Raw genomic sequence first — 22,222 nt, forward strand, 5'->3', positions numbered from 1 at the left:
ATGACAATCTCAAGATAATTATACGTGACAGACCGCTAAAACCTAGTTGAATCTAGTTAACCATGGACTTAGCAACGGGGATTTTTTCACTATCGCCTTAAATAGCGTACTGCTGCAGTGTTTCTATATCTACTAACTCTAAGAGGCTCTCATGGCATGCGGCAAGCTTTAGCGGCGGCGCAACCCCCGCATCCAATGCTTCCACCCAGCGTAGGGCACACAAGCACCAAAAATCATTGGGCTGCAGCCCTGGAAAACCAAATTCGGGTAAAGGTGTCACCAAATCATTGCCTTTGGCAACAGAAAACTCTAAGAATTCTCGGGTCATTTTGGCGCAGACTGTGTGTAAGCCGACGTCACCAGCGCCGGTATGACAAAAACCATTTCGATAATAACCTGTTAACGGGTCAAAACAGCAACTCGCTAGTGCGGTACCCAGCACATTGGTTTGGTTTAATTCAGCTTTTGGATGATAGGACATAGTGAGCTCTTTTTACGTTTTAATTGGGTTAGATGGAAGATTGGCTAAAGTTGAGAGATAGACGTTGGTAGTTTTTCTAAAGCAGTGCTTTGAGTTTTTTGCATAAAATCTCGCTGGTAAAATTGCTCGAGTGCGGCTTTGTTTGCCTCACTTACTGCCTTGTCAAATACCTCAGCCAAACGTAATTTTAAATACCCTAAGGCGATACCAAAAAAGATTTGGCTTAACGCATCGCTTTGTGCATCGAGCTGTGGTGCATTAGGCAGTAAATTAGACAATAGACTGGTCGAGCGCTCAATAAATGGATGTGGGGTAGCAATTGATGGCTGAAAGCGCTCGGTAGCAAAGGCACGAACAGTTTGGTTGATAATGCCGAGGCTCAGGCTTATTAAAGCGGCAGATTTTTCATCAGCGAAAATTTGCGGCATAAGGTGCGCCAAAATCACACTGCTTTCTGTGATGAGTAATTGATTATCGGTGAGCAGGGCAGGTACTTGGCTAAAAGGGTTGACCGCTAATAATTCTTGTGGGTTTTCCCAAGGCATGACAAATATAAGCTCGGCATCAATCTGCTGGCGTAAACAGGCGACCATCACGAGACGGGCGAAAGGGGAGGTGGTTGAGACAAAGAGTTTCATGGGTAAATTGGATTTCCCTATACTGGTTGCATGGGTGTAAGTTTTAATAAATAAGTTTCAATAAAATTTTATAGGAGTTTAGCATAAAAAATTGGGCAATAAAAAAATGCCTAACCCCAGTGAAGCTATGATACAATGAAAAGGAAAAGTGCCCTTATTTTATTCTTTGCTTATTTTATTTTTGTAAGTGCCCTTCTCATCGATTATTCTATGATTTTACATGGTAATTCATGGTCTATGTTTTCATATGGCCGCTTGTTGTCATGTCTAGTGATATATCATTTAATCATCCTTAGGATTTATTGTGTCAAATTTAGCATCAAATTCCACAAACGTGGCAAATCAGTCTGCTTTTTATCTTAATACAAAAAATACTTGGCTATTACCCGATGGGGTTGTCGATTTACTATCAACCGAAGCGGTAAAGCAAGAAACCCTGCGTTATCAATTGACCCGGATTTTAATCAGCCATGGCTATGAATTTATTAGCCCGCCCATGATTGAATATACCGAAAGCTTGCTCGGCTATGCGTCTGAAGATGTTAAATTACAAACTTTTAAAATCATTGATCAGCTAACGGGTCGGCTCATGGGGGTACGCGCGGATATCACCCCACAAATTGCGCGGATTGATGCGCGTCTACACAATAATCAAGACACTAGTAACCCAGCAAAATCAATTTCCCGCTATTGTTATGCAGGGCATGTAATCTATACCATGCCAAAGGGCTTATTTGGTTCGCGCACCCCGCTACAGTTGGGCGCTGAAATTTTTGGTACCGATTCACTAGCCAGTGAAGTGGAGCTATTAGATGTGCTATTTACCTTGTTAGATAGCACGGATGTGATTGCACGCTCGCATATTGATATTGGTCATGTGGCGATTTTTCAGCAGCTTTGCCAGCTTGCCAGTGTACCTACGCATTTGCAAGAAAAACTAATTGAGCTCTATGCTAATAAAGCGTTACCCGAGCTGAAACTTTTGACCAGCAAAATGCGCCAGTTTGGCGAACTTGCCAACGATTTTTATGTGCTTGGCGAGGCAGGTAATGACTTGCAAAAACTGAGCGAACGACTATCAACTCAAGCCAAACACGATGCTATCATTGCCAAAGCCTTGTCTGATTTGACTTATCTGGTGAGCTATCTTGAAGAGCACTGGGATGCCAATGTCAGTGTCGATGTCACAGGGTTGGGATATCACTATCATACAGGCGTTGTCTTTAATGTGTACGTGGCAGATGAGTCATTGCCGCTGATTCGTGGTGGTCGTTTTAGCAATCATTTTCATCATGAAGTTGATAATACCGATGCCGTGCGTTCCGGCGTTGGCTTTAGCTGCGAGCTAAACCGTTGGCAAAATCATATCCAAATACATGAGCAGCCTTTTACCGTGGTGCCTTATAGCCATGTACAAACTATTTTACATGTACCCAATCATCCGGATGCGCCAGCGCTCAAACAAGCGATTGACTCACTACGCCAAGAAGGGCATCGGGTGATGATTGCGCTGGATGAAACCGATGAACCTGAGCAAACCACCCATCGCTTGCAAGTAGCGAATGGGGTTTGGTACTTAGAGCATTTGGCAGAAAATTAATTTTTAAGCTGTTGTAAACTTGTTTTTAGCAATTACTTTGATAAAAGGTGACTTATCATGAAACATACGGGAAAAAACGTCGTTGTCCTTGGTAGCCAGTGGGGCGATGAGGGTAAAGGCAAAATCGTTGACTTATTGACTGAAAAAGCCAGTGCGGTGGCGCGCTATCAAGGCGGTCATAATGCCGGTCACACCTTAGTCGTTGGCGGTAAAAAAACCGTATTACATTTGATTCCGTCGGGTATTCTACGTGAAGGCGTCACTTGCTATATCGGTAATGGCGTGGTGCTAGCCCCAGACGCGCTATTAAAAGAAATGCAATCACTGGTTGAAGCAGGCGTGCCTGTGCGTGAGCGACTACGTATTTCACCCAACTGCCCACTGATCATGCCACAGCATGTAGCGCTTGACCAAGCTCGTGAAATCAAACGCGGCAACAATAAAATTGGCACAACTGGTCGTGGTATCGGCCCTGCCTACGAAGATAAAGTAGCGCGCCGTGCGTTGCGTTTTGCTGACTTGTTGCGAGCTGACTTCGCCGATAAACTAAAAACTAACCTTGAGTTTCATAACTTTGCCTTGACCCAATACTATGGCGTGGACGCAGTCGATTTTGATGCGACCTTAAAGTTGGCAGAAGAATGGCGTGATGCGCTAAAAGACTTGGTGGCTGATGTGACGGGCGAGCTTGACAAGCTATGCAAAGAAGGCAAAAACTTAATGTTTGAGGGCGCGCAAGGTACGTTGCTTGACGTTGACCACGGCACTTATCCCTTCGTTACCAGCTCAAACACCACCGCTGGCGGCGTGGCGACGGGCACCGGTCTTGGACCCTTGTACTTTGACTACGTATTGGGTATCACCAAAGCTTACACCACGCGCGTGGGGGCGGGTCCCTTCCCAACTGAGCTATTTGATGATATCGGTGAGCACATCGGTACTGTGGGTCAAGAATTTGGTGCTACCACGGGCCGCGCCCGTCGTTGTGGTTGGTTTGATGCGGCGATTCTACGCCGTGCTGTGGTACTAAACTCATTATCTGGTATCTGCTTGACCAAGCTTGATGTGTTAGACGACCTTGAACAGCTCAATATCTGCACGGGTTATGAGTTGCCAAGTGGGGAAGTTTGCGGCTCTAGCGATGCGGAGTTCTACGAGAATGTCAAACCCATCTACGAAACTTTGCCAGGCTGGAAAACTAGCACTGTGGGTGTGACAGAGTATGACAAGCTACCTGAAAATGCCAAAGCTTATATCAAACGCATTGAGCAGCTGATCGAGTGTCCCGTTGACATTATCTCAACAGGTCCTGACCGTGCCGAAACCATCGTGCTACGCGACCCTTACGATGCCTAACCCTCACTCATCAAAAAACCCGATGTGACATCGGGTTTTTTATTTTAGGGTAAAAAATGCTGAATGATAGCTTACTCGCCTTAGCCAATTTATTAACCTCTGCTTTAACCGCTATCACAGGCGTGGGCGGCGGCATGATACTCATTGGACTGATGCCATTTTTTGTGCCTGCTGCAGCGATTGTGCCAGTGCATGGCGTGACCCAGCTTGTCAGTAATGCCACGCGCGCTTGGTTTGGGCGCGATGCCTTAGACTTTACCTATTTTTGGCAATTTTTGGCGGGCTCATTGACGGGACTGTTAGTATTTGGCGTGTTAGTGCGCTTTATCCATTTAGAGCTTATTCCGTTATTTATCGGCATTTATATCTTACTAATAACTTGGTCAAACACTTTTAACCGAGTGATTCGCCGTTTTGAAAGTTTCTTTTTGGTCGGGTTTGCACAAACGGGCTTGGGCGTGTTTGTTGGCACACCGGGTCCGCTCAATATCGCCATGCTCAATAAATATTATGATGATAATAATGTCGTTGTCACCACGGGCGCCTTGATGATGACGGTGGTGCATACCGCTAAATTGATAGTTTATGTGGCGATGGGATTTGTGTTTGCCGACTATTGGCAGTTGCTAGTGATGATGGTCATTATGGCAACCGTGGGCTCATGGCTTGGTATCCGACTGCGCCATAAAATCCGTTTAGACTGGCTAGAAAAAATCCTGCCGTATTTACTGACCCTCATAGCACTCAAATTGATTGTCGATATCGCCCGCCGCTATTTTTTTTGAACCGCTAATGCCAAAAAATCTCAGTGATAAGCGCCATGGCAATGATGATAAATATCAAGCCACATAATCGATTAAGCCACATTAAGCGATTGCCCAATTGCAGCCAATCCGACAGTTTTTTGCCGCTCATGGTATAAACCAGCTGCCACGTTATCTCAATCATAAAAAAACCCACCGTGAGCATGAGGTATTGCGGCAGTAAAGGCGCGGAAAAGTTGATAAATTTGGGAAAAAATGCTGCAAAAAACAAAATCGCCTTGGGGTTGGACAACGACACCCAAACCCCTGTTTTAAACAGTTGCGCGGGGTTCGGTATGACCTGTAACTGGTCACTGTGCAATTCGCTATCAGCTTCGCGCCAAGATTTCATGCCAAGATAGGCTAAATACAGCGCGCCAACGACTTTGATAATGGTCAGCAAAAAAGGCGCTTTGGTACTGATAAGCCCTAGCCCTAACAGTGACGTTGTCAGTAATATAAATAAACCCATGCTCAGCCCTGCTAATGTCCATAGAGTTTTTTTGATGCCATAATTGACACCAAATTGGAACGCTAACAGCATATTAGAGCCAGGCGCTGCCGAGATAAGGCAAGTACTGATTAAAAAAAATAAGAAATTTTGCAGGGTCATTAGAATTTTTAGTAAATAAGTGAAAGATAGCCAGTCAACGGTTAGTCAGCGGCCTTGGCAGAAGGTGGAATGACAAACTGCCATTGTGGGTTAAAAAACCGTCGAAAAATCAGCAAAGTCGCTATTGTACACCCTAAGGTACTGCTGGTGGCAATTAAAAACAGGGTTATAATTTGATAAAGCACGGCTTGGTGCGGGTCTGCGCCTGCCAAAATTTGTCCTGTCATCATACCCGGCAAGCTCACTAATCCTACAACCATCATGCTATTAATCGTCGGTGTGATACCATTTTGAATGGCAGCGATGACATAGGGTTTTGCAGTTTCCCAAGGCGTGGCGGACAATGCCAAATAGGTATTAATCATACTTTGTTCGCGATGAAAACTGCTGACAAGTTGGTTCATAGAGAGTGAGACAGCAGTCAATGAATTACCTAAAATCAGCCCCAATAACGGTATCATCACTTGGGGGCGAAACCACGTAGCAGCGTTATCTGACAGCACCCACCCACCACCAAATATAGCCACCACCCAACTACTGACAAACACCGCCAATGCCGTATCCCAAAATAAACCTTGATAAGGTTTGTTAACCCGATTTTTGGCAGCGATAGTGGCGATAATCGACATAAAAGTCAAAATTGCTAACACTTCATACCATTGCTCTCTGGCAAAAATCCACGCAAGGACCAGTCCAATGAGACTTAGTTGAACCACCGTGCGAAAACTTGCAATGAGCAGGGATTTGACGATACCCAATTTCAACCAAACACTGATTGCCATCACCAGTAATAATGCCAGACTTGCTAGCGCCACTTGTAGGTAGGTGATAGGATGCATGGTGCTGGCTAACATCATCATGGCTGATTGCCTTGTACTATGGATGCGCGTATTTTGCTATCGATTGTTAACTCGTCATTGCTCAATTGACCATTAGCCATCGTCCAGTGGCTAGTGCCAATCGCCAATAAGCGCTGAATTTGGGTCGGCTCATGGCTGATCCACACCACGCTAGCATTGGGGGTGGATTGATACCAGTGGTTAATCAATGTTTCGACTTGGTGGGTGGTAGTGGTATCAAGGGAAGCAGTAGGCTCATCGAGTAATAAAATGGTCGGGTGCAACTGTAGCGTGCGTAATAAGTTGACAAGCTGTTTTTCGCCACCCGATAAGCTGCGGCTATCTTGCTGTAAAAACTGGGGTGATTTGCCAAGGTTAACTAGCTGCTGTTCATGCCAAGATACATCGAGTTTTTTGTCTTTATAAAGTGCAAAGCTAAAGGGCAGGGTCAAGTTATCTAAGACGCTGCCCTCAATCATCTCACTTAGTTGCGCAATATAGGCCACCTGTGAGCGCCAAATAGCCGGTGTCAAGTCGGTCAAATTTTTGCCGTTTAACGTGATGTGACCTGTTGACATAGGTAATAGGCTTGATAGTAGCTTTAGCAGTAACGATTTGCCACTGCCAGACTGTCCTGTGATGACAATAAAATCATGGTCATGGATTTCACCTGAAACATGATTAACGAGTGTTCGATTGTCGATTTGGTAGGACAGTTGGCTAAATTGTAGCATGGCTTTTTAAAGTATAGTGTTTTTAATGGATAGCGTTTTTAAAGTATCGTGATAGAGTTATGACAAGGTGGTTTTATCCCAAAGCACTTCTTGACCAGCATCCAACCGAGCAACGACACGCGCCAATACAAACAGCCAATCGGATAGACGATTGATAAACTGTAGACTGAGTGGTGAGACATTATCATCCCGCGAGTTTAATGCCACGAGTAGGCGCTCAGCGTCTCGGCAATAACAGCGAGCGATATGCACTTGGCTAGTCACCATGGTGCCTGCAGGCAAGATAAAATCTTTGAGGGGTGGTAAATGGGTGTTCCACTCATCAATTTGATTTTCCAGCTCCGTCACATACTCTGCCAAAATCCCGCGGTATTCGGGCATAGCAAGTTCACCCCCTAGATTGAAAAGCTGATGCTGCAAGCGGCTTAGTTTAGCATCAAATTGGGCGTGGTTGGGTTGGACATGGTTAGGTTGGGATTGGCTATCTTGAGTAAGATAGCCCCGCAATAAACCGATTTGGGAGTTTAATAAGTCAATTTTGCCCATGGCGTCAAAGCGTAAGTCTGCCTTGGAGACGCGTGAACCATCCGCCATGCCAGTGGTGCCGTCATCGCCCGTTCGGGTGTAAATCTTTGATAATCGATTGCCCATTATAGAGACCTTAAAGTGTGAAATATGCCAAATCATAGCACTTTTAACAAAATTTCGGTATGATAACCGATTGTCTTTTTTACCCAACTTGCACAGGTGACTATCCCATGACACAGCTGACACAGCCCATGCCGATTACCATATATGACTCGATGAGTGGACAAAAACGCCCATTCATGCCCTTAGAAGCAGGCAAAGTTGGCATGTATGTCTGTGGGATGACGGTGTATGATTATTGCCACATTGGTCATGCACGGGTCATGGTCGGCTTTGATGTGGTCGTGCGCTGGCTGCGTCATATTGGCTATGATGTCAATTATGTGCGTAATATTACCGATATTGATGACAAAATTATTAACCGTGCTAAGAACAATGGCGAAAGTATCTATCAGTTGACAGACCGCTTTATCAAAGCCATGCATGAAGATGCGGATAATCTGGGCTGTGAGCGTCCTAACAGTGAGCCAAAAGCCACGGATTTTATCCCGCAGATGCAGCATCTAATCCAAACGCTGGAAAGCAAAAAGTTAGCCTATCAAGGCGCAACGGGCGACGTCTATTATGCGGTCGAAAATTTTGCTGAGTATGGCAAGCTCTCAAAGCGTCGCCTAGCCGATATGCAAGCAGGTGCCAGTGAGCGGGTAAATGTTGAGACTGACAAAAAAAATCCGTTTGACTTTGTATTGTGGAAATCTGCCAAAGAAACAGAGCCATCTGAGACCAAATGGCAATCACCTTGGGGTGTGGGTCGCCCAGGTTGGCATATCGAATGTTCGGCGATGAGTACTTGCTGCTTGGGCGACACCTTCGATATCCACGGCGGCGGGCATGATTTGCAGTTTCCGCACCACGAGAACGAAATTGCCCAATCTGAAGGCGCAACTGGTAAAACCTATGCCAACAACTGGATGCATGTGGGCTTTATCAATGTTGACGGCGAGAAAATGTCAAAATCACTGGGTAATTTCTTTACCATTCGCGATGTGATGGAACAATTTCACCCAGAGACCATTCGCTTCTTTATTTTATCGAGTCATTATCGCAGTCCAGTGAATTTCTCAGATAGCGCGCTTAAAGAAGCCCAAACTAGCCTCACGCGTCTGTATCAAGCATTAAAATCGGTCGAAAACTTAACTGAACAGGCTGGCGAGATTGATAAAACCCCATTTGAAACCCCTTTTAATCAAGCGATGTGCGATGATTTCAACAGTGCCGGGGCAGTGAGTGTATTATTTAGTCTGGCACGTGAAATCAACAAAGCGGTCAATCTTGAAACCGCTGAGGGCAATGCCCAAGCGCTGGCGTTGGCAACATTGCTAAAAGATTTGGCACAACCGCTCAATATTTTACAGCTTAATCCAACCGATTTTTTACAAGCGAAAGTGGGCGAAACGACCGGGTTAAGTGATAACGAAATTGAAGCATTCATCGAAGCGCGCAAGCAAGCCAAAGCGGACAAAGACTTTGCCAAAGCCGACCAAATTCGTAATGATTTGAAGGCGCAAGGCGTTGAGCTTGAAGACGGTAAAAATGGCACGACTTGGCGCCGTGTTTAAGCTGATTTAAACCCGTCACCATTTAAATTGCTTGATAATTTAACCGATTTTAGCTAGAATAGACGGTTAATCAAAAACTAAACGATGGTGTCAATTGAACATACCAATGACAACACGCTAAATCCAAAGGCTGGGCAGGGAACTGTTCAGCCTTTTGCGGTTTTTTGGCTGTCAAATTTTTCACCACGACAAAATTTTAATTACTATTTAACTACTTTTAACTGCTCCGAGGTCTTTATGTTACGAATCGTTGATGAAGCACTTACCTTTGATGATGTGCTGCTACTACCTGCTTATTCTGAAGTCTTGCCTAAAATGGTAGATTTAAAAACTCGTTTGACGCGCGGTATTGAGCTAAATTTACCCATCGTATCTGCCGCGATGGATACTGTGACTGAATCGCAAATGGCGATTACCATTGCCCAGCTTGGCGGTATGGGTATTTTGCACAAAAACATGGACATTGATTTACAAGCCATGCAAGTACGCCGGGTGAAAAAATTTGAAGCCGGTACGGTTGTTGACCCTATCAGCGTATCACCCGATACCAGTGTTGGCGAATTGCTTCGCATCACCAAAGAAAACAAAATCAGCGGTGTGCCTGTGGTAGAAGGCAACCAAGTGGTCGGTATCGTCACCCACCGTGATATCCGTTTTGAAAATAACCTAAGCCAGCCTGTTCGTAATATCATGACCCCAAAAGAAAAATTGGTGACAGTTAAAGAAGGCGAGCCCACAGAAAATATCAAACGTTTGCTACACGAACACCGCATCGAAAAAGTGATTGTTGTGGATGACAATTTTCAATTAAAAGGCTTGATTACTGTCAATGATTTCACCAAAGCGGAAAACAACCCAAATGCTTGCCGCGATAGCAAAGGTCGCTTACGTGTTGGCGCGGCAGTGGGTACGGGGGCAGATACCGAAGCCCGCGTTGAAGCGCTCATCGCTGCCGATGTGGACGTGATTGTCGTAGATACCGCACATGGTCATTCAAAAGGCGTTATTGATCGCGTGGCTTGGGTGAAAAACAACTATCCAAACATCCAAGTGATTGGCGGTAATATCGCCACTGCTGATGCGGCACTAGCGTTGCGTGATGCGGGTGCCGATGCGGTCAAAGTGGGTATCGGTCCGGGCTCTATTTGTACCACGCGTATTATCGCAGGTATTGGCGTGCCGCAAATTTCAGCGATTAGCAACGTGGCTGAGGCGCTAAAAAATGACATTCCACTGATAGCCGATGGCGGTATCCGTTTTTCAGGCGATATGGCAAAAGCTTTAGCAGCGGGTGCCTCTTGTATCATGGTGGGTTCTCTACTTGCCGGTACCGAAGAAGCGCCAGGGGAAGTAGAGCTATTCCAAGGTCGCTACTACAAAGCCTATCGTGGTATGGGTTCGTTAGGTGCGATGTCAGGACAAAACGGTTCATCCGATCGTTATTTCCAAGACGCCAAAGAAGGGGTAGAAAAATTGGTACCCGAAGGTATCGAAGGTCGCGTCCCTTACAAAGGTCCAATGAACGGTATCATCAACCAATTAGCCGGTGGCTTACGTTCGTCAATGGGTTATACAGGCTGTGCCAATATTGAAGAAATGCGTAGCAAACCACAATTTGTGCGTGTGACTTCGGCCGGTATGAAAGAATCTCACGTACATGACGTACAAATCACCAAAGAAGCCCCCAATTACCGTGTAAACTAAGTGATAGGTTGGTTGCGCTAAAACTGGGTTAACTACCCAGTTTTTTTATAGCCCAATTTATCGCCTAAATTTTTTATAGCCTAGATTGACCCCTTGCCGAGTGACCCATAAAAACAAACAGATGTCGCAACATGCGTGAAATTTTGCTATGCTAAAATTTTATATTTTGATAACAACAACGGGCGACAAAGGAGAATTAAATGAGTTATTTTGGTACTGATGGTATTCGTGGTAAGTTTGGGGAATTTCCGATACATCCGCAGTTTTTAATCAAATTAGGCTATGCCACGGGTAAAGTGCTGCTAGCCAACCAAGCAGCTCCAAACGAAAATCATCGTCCCAATGTCGTCATTGGTAAAGATACGCGACTCTCTGGCTATGTTATTGAAGCCTGTCTGCAAGCAGGGTTTAACGCCGCAGGCGTAGATGTACATATGCTAGGCACTATTCCAACTCCTGCCATCGCGCATTTGACCCGAAGTTTTCACGCTGATGCGGGCGTAGTGATATCCGCATCCCACAATCCGTTTTATGACAACGGTATCAAATTTTTCTCCAATGAAGGCAAAAAGCTGTCAGATGAAATTCAGCAAGCCATCAATGAAAAAATTGATGAAATCAAAGATATCAATGTCGTCATTGACACTCCAGAAGCGCTAGGCAAAAGTTATCGTGTGGAGGATGCCAAAGGTCGCTATATCGAGTTTTGTAAGGGCACTTTCCCCTACAATCTAAATTTAAATGCCCTAAAAATTGTCGTTGACTGTGCCAATGGCGCAGGATACAGCGTCGCACCCCGTGTATTACGTGAGTTAGGTGCTAGCGTAATTGCCATTGGCGATAAACCCGATGGCATTAATATCAACGACAATGTCGGCTCTACCCATCCGGCAAACTTGCAACAAGCGGTGCTTGACCATGATGCCCAAGTGGGTATTGCTTTAGATGGCGATGGCGACCGTATCATCATGGTCAACGAAAAAGGCGAGTTGGTTGATGGTGACGGCATCTTATATATTTTAGCCACCCAAGCAGAGCAACAAGTCGATGGCGTGGTAGGTACCTTGATGACCAACATGGGTCTGCAATTAGCGTTTGATAAAGCGGGCATTGCCTTTGAGCGCGCCAAAGTTGGCGACCGCTATGTCATGCAAGGGCTTGAGAAAAATCGCTGGGTACTGGGCGGTGAGTCATCGGGTCATATTTTAACGCTAGATAAAGCCAGTACGGGCGATGCGATTGTGGCAGGTTTGCAAGTGCTTGCGGTGATGGCGCAGAGCAAACAATCATTATCAGAGCTGATGAAGGGTTATACCCAGCTCCCACAAAAATTGGTCAATGTCAGATTGGCGCAAAAACAAGATCCCTATACCTTCCCAGAATTGGCAAATGCGTTTAAAGCTGCCGAAGAAAAATTGACAGGACGGGGTCGTTTACTGATTCGTCAATCAGGTACAGAGCCATTGATTCGGGTGATGGTCGAAAGCGATGATGAGATTGAGTGCGATATGCTAGCCAATGAACTTGCTGAAAAAGTACGTCAAGTGATGGCGTAAAGTTGACATTTCATAAGGATAAAAAATGAGTATTGATTTTACCAGTCAACGATTATCTTATGAGCAAGGCGAGCTTATCGAATCACACTTGCCAGAGCAGCCGTTTGGCTTACTACAAACTTGGGTGCAACAAGCGATTGATGCCAAGCAAGGGGAAGCGTATGCGTTTTCACTGGCGACTTGTGGAAGTGATAGGCAGCCAAGTGTGCGCACATTACTGATGCGTGAAATTATCCAATTGGATAACGCAGGCATTGGCCTCGTGTTTTATACCAATTACGACAGTGCCAAAGGCTGTGATTTGGCGACCAACCCCAATGCTGAAGCATTATTTTTTTGGCCGAGCCTAGAAAGACAAATCCGTCTTACCGGCGCTGTGCAAAAAGTTAGCCGTGAACAATCCGCCCGGTATTTTCATAGCCGCCCCCGTGACAGCCAACTAGCGGCTTGGGTCAGCGAGCCACAAAGCAGCGTGGTTGCCAGCCGCGAGGTAATGGAAGACAAATTTGCCCAATTAACTGTGCAGTACGGGGACAACCCAATTCCTTTACCAGAATTTTGGGGAGGCTATCTGCTGACCGTAGAGAAAATCGAATTTTGGCAGGGAAGAGCCAATCGTATGCATGACCGAATTGTCTATTCGCTAGATGGCGACCAATGGGTGATGGAACGCTTATTACCTTAAACTACAAGCCATAAAAAAACACGGTATTTTAAACCGTGTTTTTTTATTTGATAAAAATTAGTTTTGCAGTGAACGTAGTAAACGTACAAATTCAATATACATCCATACCAGTGTTGATAAGATACCAACGCTTAAGACCCATTCATAGCTTTCATCCACCCCTGCAGCATAAGCTCGCTCAACGCTATCAAAATCTAATAACAAGCTCAATGACGCAATCACAATCACCAGCAAGCTAAAACCAATACCCACCACACCACCGCTAAAAAAATACGGCAGTGAGCTACCAAATAGGCTAAACCCGATTTGTACCAGATACACCAGCATGATAGCAATTACAGCCGACATCATCACAGAACGAAATTTTTGGGTGACTTTAATCACGCCACTGCGATAAAGCGCTAGCATCACTGCAGCGGTTACAAAAGTTGCGACCAACGCCGTCGGCGCAACTGTGGGAAACTTCATGCTAGCAAACAGCGAAATCGCGCCAATCACGATGCCCTCTAAAATGGCATAGGGAATCGCCAATGTTTTAGCTATATGGGGTTTTGAGATAATTACCATACTCAATACAAAAGCCAACAAGATACTGGCTAAAGCCGCTACACTAACAAAACCTGAAGTGACGCCACTAGTTAGGAAATAGCCAAAAAATCCAACACCCGATAACGTCGTCAAACCTAACAGAAAAGAGGTTTTTCGGATGACCCCTTTGACCGTCATCGGTGTCGTGCTAACCGCAAGTTCAGCGCGGGATATAATCGGATTTGCCATAAAAATTTGCTCCCAAGAGTTAAAAAATTTCAAAAGTTAGTTATATATCAATCGCCTTAAATTAGCAAATAGCAATGAGTTTGTATACATTAACTGCACAACGAAGGTTAGCAATTTTGTAATATAAAATACTGATTGGGCATAACGTGAGCCAGTAAGCTGTGATAAAATAGTTCAATCTTTATCAGTTAATTTTCTGCTATGACGTCCACACTTATTCCCAATCCTGCCTTTGGGCGTATCGGCATTATGGGTCGTGCCAACAAGCCAAGTGTCATTCAAAGTATCTACCAAATTTGTGACTTTTTTCATGAGCAAGGGTTGCCTTTATTAATTGACCATCAGACGGCACGGTTGCCGGCATTGAGTTTTGCACGTCTGGGCGAGATTGCTACTATTGAACGCAGTTTGCTCGGCGGTGCTTGTGATTTGGTCATTGTGGTCGGTGGGGATGGCTCGCTGCTACATGCGGCGCAAGTACTGGTCAAACACAAAGTCCCAGTGGTGGGGGTGAACCGCGGACGTTTAGGGTTTTTAACTGACATCTATCCTGATGATTTAAACGTAAAATTGACCAGTATCTTACAAGGTCATTATCAGCTTGAAGATAGATTCTTGTTAAAGATGGAAATCCGTCAAGGTGCCCATGTGATTTATGAAGATATGGCGCTAAATGACATTGTGCTGCATGCGGGCAAGTCAGTGCATATGCTAGATTTTCATTTAAAAATTGATGGGCTTAATGTCTATCGTCAGCACAGTGATGGTCTGATTGCCTCCACACCGACGGGTTCCACCGCTTATGCGCTATCAGGTGGCGGGCCGATTATTCATCCTAGTATGGATGCCATTTGTCTGGTGCCCATGCATCCACATACCTTATCAAGCCGCCCGATTGTGGTCAGCGGCAACAGCGAAATCAAAATCCGCATCCATAAAGATAACCGCACTCAGCCGATGGTGAGTGCAGATGGCAAACCGTCGGTGCCGCTCAACCAAAACCAGCGCTTAGTGATTCACAAGCATCCTAACAAACTCACGTTATTACACCCACCTGGGGTGGATTTTTTTGAAGCTTGCCGTACCAAACTCGGTTGGAATAGCTACGCTGAAGAATTTAGCATGGATAATTAAAAGAAAAGCCACCTGAATCATTCGGTGGCTTTTTTATGAAGAAATACCTTAATTAATCAGCCCATTTGCCGAGCGTTTTGAGATAAATCCATCTGGGATTTGGTTATGATCGGCTTGCCAGCGCTGAAATGCCAATTTAGTATTGGTGCCTACGACGCCATCTGACCCTTTGGTATCATAACCCATTGCCGTCAAACGCTGTTGCAGTTGGCGTACTTCATAAGTAGCAAGTGGCTGCTCATAGCGCGGCCAAGATTGCTGTAAGCCTGGTTGCCCGATAATGGCTTTGGCAAGTAAGCTTACCCCCATGGCATAATTGGAGGAATTATTGTACACCTTAATGGCATCAAAATTTTTGGTTAATAAAATCGCAGGACCCTCTTTACCCGCGGGCAGCCACAATTCTGCCATCGCATCCATGGGCGCATTTGGGGTGATAAATTGAACGCCCAAATTTTGCCAGTCCGCCATGGTTTTTTTGGTACTGACCTGGCGATAATCAAAACCATTTGGTAATCGTACCTCATAGTACGAGCCCATACCACGTTGCCAGCCGGCATTTTTGAGATAGCTTGCGGTAGAGGCTAACGCATCAGCGGTATGCCAAGGGTTACGATGACCATCACCATTGCCATCTACTGCTTCATCTAACCAAGTTTTGGGAATAAATTGGGTATGTCCCATGCCACCTGCCCAAGAGCCGCGCAGTTGCGACCAATCAATATCACCACGCTCAAGCAGCGACAACAGCGCTAGTAGCTGATCCTCTGCAAAACTGCGGCGACGACCATCATATGCCAATGTCGCCAAACTATTGACCAGTGATGAGTTGCCTGTGCCTTGACCATAAGAAGATTCCATACCCCAAATGGCAGTCACAATAGAGGCCGGCACACCATACTGATTTTCAATGCGATCAAGTAGCGCGCTTTGGCTGGCAAAATTGCGCTGACCGCCACTGACACGACCACTCGATGCGGCACCATCGATATATTCCCAAGGCATTTTGGCAAATTCGGGCTGCCCTTTATCCAGTGACACCACTTGCTCGCTGTAGTTGGCACTTGACAGCAAGCGTTCAACATCAGCACGGGGGTAACCTTTTTGCACGGCGCGCTCAATAAAATCCGATTTCCATTGATAAAAGCTGCTGTATTGATTGGTTGGAACAGTCACAGGTGGCACGGGCGTGACTTTCGGGGGTGCCGTAATCACCACAGGGGTAGTCGGCAACGTACCTGGTAATTTTTGGGGTTGGGTCTGAATAGGTGCTGATGAACAAGCTGCCAACAAGGCCGCTAAGCTGACAGGTAGTGCCAGTTTTTGACCAGCTAAACGATGCGACAAACAGAGCGATAAAGCGACGATAGACGACGAATATTTAACATACATAGAGCAATAACCTCAATTAATACAAGCCAAATGCGTACAAACATAACAACTGTGGTAAAAAAATTGAATATAGCACAAAAATAGGAAATTTTAATTGTTAAGGAATAATTGATATAAAAATACTACAAAAATTGCGGAAAAATATTTGCAAGATTTTGGCAGTTTTGCCAGTGTTTTTGGAAAATAGGATTGATAATTGGTCAAAAAAGTTTATGATAATCGGTTTACAGTAGCTAATTTTGAGGAATAACTATGCTAAAAGTCAATCAATATTTTGATGGGAATGTGGCATCAATCGGTTTTCAAACAGCCACCCTACCTGCGACCGTGGGCGTGATGAAAGTAGGCGAATACGAATTTGGCACGAGTCAATTTGAAACCATGACCGTCATTAGCGGGGCTATCTCGGCATTGTTGCCAAACCAAACTGACTGGCAAACTTTTAAAGCCCATGAAACCTTTACCGTCGATGCCAACCAAAAATTCAAGGTAAAAATTGACGAAGAAACGGCTTATCTTTGCACTTACCAAGATAAATAAGAAATAAAAAAGCGATATCAAATCCATGATATCGCTTTTTTTAGCCGAAAAATTTATTGAATACCGCCAAATTTCCCCGCATTAAAATCTAAGATGGCTTGACGGATTTCGGCTTGACTATTCATCACAAAGGGTCCGTAACCCACCACAGGCTCATTAATCGGCTCACCACTCATCAGCAAGATTTTCGCTCCTGCTTTGCCCGCCGTTAAGCGTACAAAATCCTCGCCCGTATCGCCACTTTCAATCTCAAAAGTGATTAATTGATTGGCGTGTGCTTGCTGGTCGTGATCAGCGTTGATGATAACATCGCCTTGCATCGACAATAACAACAAATTGTGAGTGCGAGAAATCGCGACTTCTACTGAGCGATTGGGTTCAATACTGATATCCCACAAGTTAATGGGGGTAAAAGTCGTGCCAATGCCGCGTGCCTTATTATCATCCTGGGGGGCTTGGGTATTGACAGTAGGGGTAAACTCCCCAGCAATTACCTTAACTTGTCCTGCATGCAGTCCTTCATCATCATGTAGACTGATCACAGGCATGTCATCATTGGCAAGATGTTGGTATTTGGCAGGCGTGGCTTTATCTTTGGCAGGTAGATTGACCCAAAGCTGTACCATACTAAAATCACCACCTGCTTGGCTAAATTCAGGGGAGTGAAATTCCTCATGAATCACGCCATTGCCCGCCGTCATCCATTGCACGTCACCTGTCTTAATAGTACCGCCACCGCCACTAGAATCACGGTGAGACACTTCACCTGCATAGGCGATAGTCACCGTTTCAAACCCTTTATGCGGATGTTGTCCGACACCGCGAGGGGCTTGAGCATTGGGCTCAAAATACTGTGTTGCTGCATAATCGAGCATTAAAAAGGGATCGGTGCGTTTATCACCCACCATGTGATTGAACATAGGGTTGACATGAAAACCATCACCCACCCAATGGGGGCGTGGGGCGGCATGGATTTTATCCACTTGTCGATAGGTTTTATTGCTATTTTGCTTGCTATTTTGCATGGCCATGATTTTTCTCCTTATTGATAGCTTTAATATAGGAGCAAAAAAGCTATTTTCAAGTATAAATTACATTATATTGGTTATTGTCAATATTAACTAATATAAAAGATAAAAAAAGGCAAAGTTAATTGCTAACTTTGCCTTTATAAATTGTTTACTTGTCTTAATCATCAAGTTCTGACCAACGTGCCATTTTTTCAAGTAGCAAATCATCAATCTCGTTGAGTCGTTCACTGGCTTGGGTAGCGGCTGCCATATCGCTCACAAACCAGCTGCCATCAGCTAATTTGTCTTGAAGTTCAGCTTGCTCTTGCTCGAGTAGCGCGATTTCATTGGGGAGACTATCTAATTCACGCTGTTCTTTGTAGCTCAGCTTTTTCTTCACTGTATCAGTTTTTGGCGCATCAGTGTTAATGGCTTCTTTGGGCTTTGCTGTTGTCTTTTCTGATTTGTCCGCTTTGGGTTTAATCGCTTGTTCACGGGATTTTTGCGTCAAATAGTCTTGATAGCCGCCCACATATTCTTTGACAATACCATTGCCATCACTATCTTCATCAAAAACCCAAGTTGATGTTACGACGTTGTCCATAAAGGTACGGTCATGGCTAATCAATAAGATGGTGCCATTAAAGCTATCGACGGCTTCTTCTAATAGCTCTAGGGTTGCCATATCCAAGTCGTTGGTCGGCTCATCAAGTACTAAGATATTTGCAGGTTTCAGTAGCTGTTTGGCTAGCAAAACGCGGTTACGCTCACCGCCTGACAAGGCTTTGACGGGTGTTCTGGCGCGTTCTGGGGCAAATAAGAAATCTTGCAAATAGCCGATGATATGTTTCTTTTTACCTGCCACTTCTACAAAATCAGAACCTTCTGCGACGTTTTGTACCACGGTTGCTTCTAAATCAAGTTGGTCACGCAACTGGTCAAGAAAGGCGATTTGTAGATTGGTGCCTAATTTTACTGAGCCAGATTTGGTGATATCAGGCTGTGGAATATCCAAAATCGCATGAATGAGCGTGGATTTGCCGACACCGTTTTTACCGATAATACCAATACGATCACCACGCATGATACTGGTGTTAAAATCTTTTACCAAGGTTTTATCGCCATAACCTAGATTGAGATGCTTGACATTGGCAACCAATTTGCCGCTGTTGTCGCCATCGTTCATGCTGATATTAACTTGTCCGACTTGCTCACGGCGGGATTTACGTTCTTCACGCAGCGCCTTTAACGCGCGCACCCGACCTTCATTGCGGGTACGGCGCGCTTTGATGCCTTGACGAATCCAAACTTCCTCTTCAGCCAGTTTTTTATCAAAATTGGCATTGGCTTTTTCTTCGGCACTCAGTTGTTGTTCTTTAAGTTCTTGGTAGCGGGCATAGCCTTTATTGACATTGCCTGCTTGCTTGGTGACGTCATAACTGCGTAGAATACCGCGGTCAAGCTCGACAATGCGGGTGGCGATTTTGTCAATAAACGAGCGGTCATGCGAGATAAACAGCAGGGTTAATCCTTGCGCGTTTAACAAAAATTGCTCAAGCCATTCGATACTTTCGACATCCAAATGGTTGGTCGGTTCGTCAAGTAGTAGCACATCAGGTTTGGTAATCAGCGCACGGGCAAGCAGCACACGGCGTTTGCGACCGCCCGATAATTCACTAATATCGGCGTCGCCGTCCAAGTTCATCATGGACAGCATGGTCTGTACTTCGCGGGTCAGGTCCCACCCATGGGCATCATCAATTTTATGCTGCAAATCTGACATTAATTCGCAGGCTTTCATGTCACCGCTGGCGCATTTGTCGCTGGCTTGCTCGTAGGCTGTCAGCCATGTTGCCACGTCACCGGCACCTGCCATAACGATGTCGCTGACTTTGCCCGACGTTTCTGGAATGTCTTGCTCGAGCATGGCAATTTTCAAATCACCACTGATTTGGAATTCGCCACTGTCAGCCTTGACTTGACCGCTAATGACCTTAAACAAAGTTGATTTGCCTTCACCATTGCGCCCAATCAAACACACGCGTTCGCCTTGTTCGATATTAAAATCAATACCGTCCAAAATCGGTGCAATACCAAATGCCAAATGAATATCTCGTAAATGAATCAGTGCCATAACTTTCTCAAAGTTTAGTAAAAATATTTGTATAATAGGAAAATGCGGCTATTGTAGCAGACTTTATGGCAAAAAATTGTGGGGAAACTTATGAGGTATTCTAAATGAGCGAAAAAGATCACCAAAAACAGGCAAGCGATGAAAATGGGTTGGTTACCATGGTGGAAAAATTAACCCAAGAGTTGATTGACTTACAAACGCAAGTGCTGTTTATGGAAGATACATTGGATAAACTTGATAATATCGTTACCGAGCAAAGCCAGTTAATTGCTGACCAACAACGGCAATTACAGCTACTTTATCAAAAATTGGAAACTCAAACGCAAGGCTCACAAATTCAGCCGTTTGATTTGCTTAGCGATAAACCGCCGCATTACTAATTTTATTGACAAAAATTGAAATTTTTATCAACATGGCAAGCGTTTTATGCGCTATAGACTGCCAATGTCCTAAATAGGAAAAAACAATGGTAGCTAGTTGCATCTGACTATCAGCAACAACCTCGGCAAGAATTGACCGTGATACATATCAAACGCAAACTGCTTTATCAATGCTTTATCAAGGCGTGCCGTCAAAGATAGGCAAGGATGAGAGGTTAAATGAGTCATTTTTTTAACGTAAATTTTGTACATGTATCTATCAATTTTCACCAGCATAGCAAATAAGTTTCACAAGTATTTCAAGCAAGCATAGTGCTGTGACCAAATAATCTGCTTTCATTTATTGTTAGGAATATCCTATATGAGTCATAATGAATCTTTAATCAGTGTTGCCGAAGAAACATTACATGAAGCCAAAACAGTCATGTTTAATATGCTGTCCAAAGTGGTAGAAATCGGTGGTTCTGATTTATTTATCTCAGCGGATTTTCCACCCAGTATTAAATATCACGGGCTCATGAAACCGCTCAATAAACAACCACTGACAGCTGAAAAAACCAAACTGTTTGCCTATAGTTTGATGAACCAAAAACAGCGCGAAGAATTTGCAACCAATCTTGAGTGTAACTTTGCGATTAATGTGCCCAATGTATCGCGATTTCGGGTTAATGTGTTTCAGCAGCAATTACAAGTGGGTATGGTGATTCGTACTATTACGGCAGAAATACCCAACTTTAAACAGCTGCTGCTACCTGAGCAGCTCAAAAAAATTATCATGGAAAAACGTGGGTTAGTGTTGGTCGTAGGGGGAACGGGGTCAGGTAAATCAACATCGCTGGCGGCAATGATTGACCATCGTAATGAAAACTCCGCAGGTCACATCATCACCGTCGAAGACCCAGTAGAATATGTGCACAAGCACAAACAATCCATGATCACCCACCGTGAAGTAGGCGTGGATAGTCATTCATGGCATAACGCACTCAAAAACACCTTGCGCCAAGCGCCTGATGTGATTTTGATTGGGGAAATTCGTGATACTGAAACCATGGAAAACGCCATTGCATTTGCTGAAACAGGTCACTTATGTTTAGGCACTTTGCATGCCAATAATGCCAACCAAACCTTAGATCGTATTATCAACTTTTTTCCAGAGGAGCGTCGTAACCAATTGCTGATGGACTTGTCATCGAATATGAAAGCTATCATTTCGCAGCGTTTGATTCGTACAGAAGATGGGAAAGGTCGTCGGGCAGCGGTAGAAATTATGCTTAATACCCCATTGATGGCGGATTTGATATTAAAGGGTAATTTTCATGAAATTAAAGCGCTGATGACCAAATCTCGAGAATTGGGTATGCAAACCTTTGACCAAGCCTTATTTGATCTATACGATGAAGGCGCCATTTCGTATGATGAAGCAATTCGCAATGCCGACTCTGCCAACGAACTGCGGTTGCAAATCAAACTTAAAAGCCGACGCGGTGAAGGCGACACGCAAAGCACAAGTGAGCTAAAGCTTTAATAAAAAAACGCCCTGTGACTAAACAAGTAACACAGGGCGTTTTAATCAGCTATTTGAAAAACTAGAGTCAATTAATAATTAATAATCACTTACTCATTACTAATCACTTAAAAA

At 44.6% G+C, this 22,222-nt stretch carries 21 protein-coding genes; 11 read left to right on the forward strand and 10 right to left on the reverse strand.

What is annotated here, in order from left to right:
* Positions 1 to 97: 97 nt before the first annotated feature.
* Complete coding sequence (locus tag H9W84_RS05240; RefSeq protein WP_007116775.1) at positions 98 to 481, reverse strand: DUF2237 family protein; 384 nt, start codon at positions 479 to 481, stop codon at positions 98 to 100.
* 44 nt (positions 482 to 525) lie between these two features.
* On the reverse strand, positions 526 to 1,119 hold the full coding sequence (locus tag H9W84_RS05245) for a glutathione S-transferase N-terminal domain-containing protein (protein ID WP_239742145.1): 594 nt from the start codon (positions 1,117 to 1,119) through the stop codon (positions 526 to 528).
* Positions 1,120 to 1,423: 304 nt separating this feature from the next.
* On the opposite strand from H9W84_RS05245, the gene H9W84_RS05250 reads away from it, so the two are divergent.
* Genes H9W84_RS05250 through H9W84_RS05260 form a run of 3 tightly spaced genes read left to right on the forward strand, consistent with a single transcriptional unit; the run spans position 1,424 to position 4,860 of the window.
* Positions 1,424 to 2,719 (forward strand): ATP phosphoribosyltransferase regulatory subunit, encoded by a 1,296-nt coding sequence (locus tag H9W84_RS05250; protein WP_239742147.1) that lies wholly within the window; start codon positions 1,424 to 1,426, stop codon positions 2,717 to 2,719.
* A 57-nt stretch (positions 2,720 to 2,776) separates the two neighbouring features.
* Positions 2,777 to 4,075, forward strand: coding sequence for an adenylosuccinate synthase (locus H9W84_RS05255; protein ID WP_219331185.1), 1,299 nt, complete (start codon positions 2,777 to 2,779; stop codon positions 4,073 to 4,075).
* Positions 4,076 to 4,131: 56 nt separating this feature from the next.
* A complete protein-coding gene (locus H9W84_RS05260; protein WP_239742150.1) occupies positions 4,132 to 4,860 on the forward strand; it encodes a sulfite exporter TauE/SafE family protein in 729 nt (242 codons plus the stop codon).
* A 4-nt stretch (positions 4,861 to 4,864) separates the two neighbouring features.
* Here H9W84_RS05260 and H9W84_RS05265 read toward each other — a convergent pair whose 3' ends face one another.
* The 4 genes from H9W84_RS05265 to H9W84_RS05280 are packed head-to-tail and all read right to left on the reverse strand — an operon-like array spanning position 4,865 to position 7,715.
* Positions 4,865 to 5,491 carry a LysE family translocator gene (locus tag H9W84_RS05265; protein WP_239742152.1) on the reverse strand — a complete coding sequence of 209 codons (627 nt, stop codon included), beginning with the start codon at positions 5,489 to 5,491 and terminating at the stop codon, positions 4,865 to 4,867.
* Positions 5,492 to 5,532: 41 nt separating this feature from the next.
* Positions 5,533 to 6,351: an ABC transporter permease gene (locus H9W84_RS05270; protein WP_239742153.1), complete on the reverse strand. Its 819-nt coding sequence runs from the start codon at positions 6,349 to 6,351 to the stop codon at positions 5,533 to 5,535.
* A complete protein-coding gene (locus H9W84_RS05275; RefSeq protein WP_239742157.1) occupies positions 6,348 to 7,064 on the reverse strand; it encodes an ABC transporter ATP-binding protein in 717 nt (238 codons plus the stop codon). Before H9W84_RS05275 ends, H9W84_RS05270 begins: the two co-directional genes overlap by 4 nt.
* Before the next feature lie 57 nt (positions 7,065 to 7,121).
* Positions 7,122 to 7,715 (reverse strand): cob(I)yrinic acid a,c-diamide adenosyltransferase, encoded by a 594-nt coding sequence (locus H9W84_RS05280; RefSeq protein WP_239742159.1) that lies wholly within the window; start codon positions 7,713 to 7,715, stop codon positions 7,122 to 7,124.
* 107 nt (positions 7,716 to 7,822) lie between these two features.
* Between H9W84_RS05280 and cysS the strand changes: the two genes are divergently transcribed.
* The 4 genes from cysS (at position 7,823) to pdxH (ending at position 13,216) form a co-directional block, all read left to right on the forward strand.
* Positions 7,823 to 9,271, forward strand: coding sequence for a cysteine--tRNA ligase (gene cysS / locus H9W84_RS05285; protein WP_239742162.1), 1,449 nt, complete (start codon positions 7,823 to 7,825; stop codon positions 9,269 to 9,271).
* 237 nt (positions 9,272 to 9,508) lie between these two features.
* Positions 9,509 to 10,975: an IMP dehydrogenase gene (gene guaB, locus H9W84_RS05290; RefSeq protein ID WP_239742164.1), complete on the forward strand. Its 1,467-nt coding sequence runs from the start codon at positions 9,509 to 9,511 to the stop codon at positions 10,973 to 10,975.
* 200 nt (positions 10,976 to 11,175) lie between these two features.
* Positions 11,176 to 12,531: a phosphoglucosamine mutase gene (gene glmM, locus H9W84_RS05295; RefSeq protein WP_239742166.1), complete on the forward strand. Its 1,356-nt coding sequence runs from the start codon at positions 11,176 to 11,178 to the stop codon at positions 12,529 to 12,531.
* 25 nt (positions 12,532 to 12,556) lie between these two features.
* Positions 12,557 to 13,216 (forward strand): pyridoxamine 5'-phosphate oxidase, encoded by a 660-nt coding sequence (gene pdxH, locus H9W84_RS05300; RefSeq protein WP_239742168.1) that lies wholly within the window; start codon positions 12,557 to 12,559, stop codon positions 13,214 to 13,216.
* Between the two features lie 57 nt (positions 13,217 to 13,273).
* Here pdxH and H9W84_RS05305 read toward each other — a convergent pair whose 3' ends face one another.
* Positions 13,274 to 13,993: a Bax inhibitor-1/YccA family protein gene (locus H9W84_RS05305; RefSeq protein ID WP_239742170.1), complete on the reverse strand. Its 720-nt coding sequence runs from the start codon at positions 13,991 to 13,993 to the stop codon at positions 13,274 to 13,276.
* Positions 13,994 to 14,194: 201 nt separating this feature from the next.
* On the opposite strand from H9W84_RS05305, the gene H9W84_RS05310 reads away from it, so the two are divergent.
* On the forward strand, positions 14,195 to 15,127 hold the full coding sequence (locus tag H9W84_RS05310) for an NAD(+) kinase (protein ID WP_099807974.1): 933 nt from the start codon (positions 14,195 to 14,197) through the stop codon (positions 15,125 to 15,127).
* Between the two features lie 48 nt (positions 15,128 to 15,175).
* Here the strand turns inward: H9W84_RS05310 and H9W84_RS05315 are convergent, their stop codons facing one another.
* Positions 15,176 to 16,519 carry a lytic murein transglycosylase gene (locus tag H9W84_RS05315; RefSeq protein ID WP_239742172.1) on the reverse strand — a complete coding sequence of 448 codons (1,344 nt, stop codon included), beginning with the start codon at positions 16,517 to 16,519 and terminating at the stop codon, positions 15,176 to 15,178.
* Between the two features lie 252 nt (positions 16,520 to 16,771).
* Here H9W84_RS05315 and ppnP point away from each other — a divergent pair, with 252 nt between their 5' ends.
* Complete coding sequence (gene ppnP / locus H9W84_RS05320; RefSeq protein ID WP_062330345.1) at positions 16,772 to 17,059, forward strand: pyrimidine/purine nucleoside phosphorylase; 288 nt, start codon at positions 16,772 to 16,774, stop codon at positions 17,057 to 17,059.
* 53 nt (positions 17,060 to 17,112) lie between these two features.
* On the opposite strand, the gene H9W84_RS05325 is transcribed toward ppnP, so the two are convergent.
* A complete protein-coding gene (locus H9W84_RS05325; protein ID WP_239742174.1) occupies positions 17,113 to 18,090 on the reverse strand; it encodes a pirin family protein in 978 nt (325 codons plus the stop codon).
* A 157-nt stretch (positions 18,091 to 18,247) separates the two neighbouring features.
* Positions 18,248 to 20,203, reverse strand: coding sequence for an ATP-binding cassette domain-containing protein (locus H9W84_RS05330; RefSeq protein WP_239742176.1), 1,956 nt, complete (start codon positions 20,201 to 20,203; stop codon positions 18,248 to 18,250).
* A gap of 104 nt (positions 20,204 to 20,307) precedes the next feature.
* On the opposite strand from H9W84_RS05330, the gene H9W84_RS05335 reads away from it, so the two are divergent.
* Positions 20,308 to 20,583 carry a SlyX family protein gene (locus tag H9W84_RS05335; RefSeq protein WP_224053819.1) on the forward strand — a complete coding sequence of 92 codons (276 nt, stop codon included), beginning with the start codon at positions 20,308 to 20,310 and terminating at the stop codon, positions 20,581 to 20,583.
* A 361-nt stretch (positions 20,584 to 20,944) separates the two neighbouring features.
* On the forward strand, positions 20,945 to 22,108 hold the full coding sequence (locus tag H9W84_RS05340; protein ID WP_219298603.1) for a PilT/PilU family type 4a pilus ATPase: 1,164 nt from the start codon (positions 20,945 to 20,947) through the stop codon (positions 22,106 to 22,108).
* Positions 22,109 to 22,222 lie beyond the last annotated feature (114 nt).

Source organism: Moraxella tetraodonis (genome assembly GCF_022359095.1).
GTDB lineage: Bacteria > Pseudomonadota > Gammaproteobacteria > Pseudomonadales > Moraxellaceae > Faucicola > Faucicola tetraodonis.

Coding starts and splice junctions, on each gene's coding strand:
- H9W84_RS05240 (WP_007116775.1), bottom strand. CDS start 481: ATGTCCTATCATCCAAAAGCTGAATTAAACCAAACCAATGTGCTGGGT.
- H9W84_RS05245 (WP_239742145.1), bottom strand. CDS start 1,119: ATGAAACTCTTTGTCTCAACCACCTCCCCTTTCGCCCGTCTCGTGATG.
- H9W84_RS05255 (WP_219331185.1), top strand. CDS start 2,777: ATGAAACATACGGGAAAAAACGTCGTTGTCCTTGGTAGCCAGTGGGGC.
- H9W84_RS05260 (WP_239742150.1), top strand. CDS start 4,132: ATGCTGAATGATAGCTTACTCGCCTTAGCCAATTTATTAACCTCTGCT.
- H9W84_RS05265 (WP_239742152.1), bottom strand. CDS start 5,491: ATGACCCTGCAAAATTTCTTATTTTTTTTAATCAGTACTTGCCTTATC.
- H9W84_RS05270 (WP_239742153.1), bottom strand. CDS start 6,351: ATGATGATGTTAGCCAGCACCATGCATCCTATCACCTACCTACAAGTG.
- H9W84_RS05275 (WP_239742157.1), bottom strand. CDS start 7,064: ATGCTACAATTTAGCCAACTGTCCTACCAAATCGACAATCGAACACTC.
- H9W84_RS05280 (WP_239742159.1), bottom strand. CDS start 7,715: ATGGGCAATCGATTATCAAAGATTTACACCCGAACGGGCGATGACGGC.
- cysS (WP_239742162.1), top strand. CDS start 7,823: ATGACACAGCTGACACAGCCCATGCCGATTACCATATATGACTCGATG.
- guaB (WP_239742164.1), top strand. CDS start 9,509: ATGTTACGAATCGTTGATGAAGCACTTACCTTTGATGATGTGCTGCTA.
- glmM (WP_239742166.1), top strand. CDS start 11,176: ATGAGTTATTTTGGTACTGATGGTATTCGTGGTAAGTTTGGGGAATTT.
- pdxH (WP_239742168.1), top strand. CDS start 12,557: ATGAGTATTGATTTTACCAGTCAACGATTATCTTATGAGCAAGGCGAG.
- H9W84_RS05305 (WP_239742170.1), bottom strand. CDS start 13,993: ATGGCAAATCCGATTATATCCCGCGCTGAACTTGCGGTTAGCACGACA.
- H9W84_RS05310 (WP_099807974.1), top strand. CDS start 14,195: ATGACGTCCACACTTATTCCCAATCCTGCCTTTGGGCGTATCGGCATT.
- H9W84_RS05315 (WP_239742172.1), bottom strand. CDS start 16,519: ATGTATGTTAAATATTCGTCGTCTATCGTCGCTTTATCGCTCTGTTTG.
- ppnP (WP_062330345.1), top strand. CDS start 16,772: ATGCTAAAAGTCAATCAATATTTTGATGGGAATGTGGCATCAATCGGT.
- H9W84_RS05325 (WP_239742174.1), bottom strand. CDS start 18,090: ATGGCCATGCAAAATAGCAAGCAAAATAGCAATAAAACCTATCGACAA.
- H9W84_RS05330 (WP_239742176.1), bottom strand. CDS start 20,203: ATGGCACTGATTCATTTACGAGATATTCATTTGGCATTTGGTATTGCA.
- H9W84_RS05335 (WP_224053819.1), top strand. CDS start 20,308: ATGAGCGAAAAAGATCACCAAAAACAGGCAAGCGATGAAAATGGGTTG.
- H9W84_RS05340 (WP_219298603.1), top strand. CDS start 20,945: ATGAGTCATAATGAATCTTTAATCAGTGTTGCCGAAGAAACATTACAT.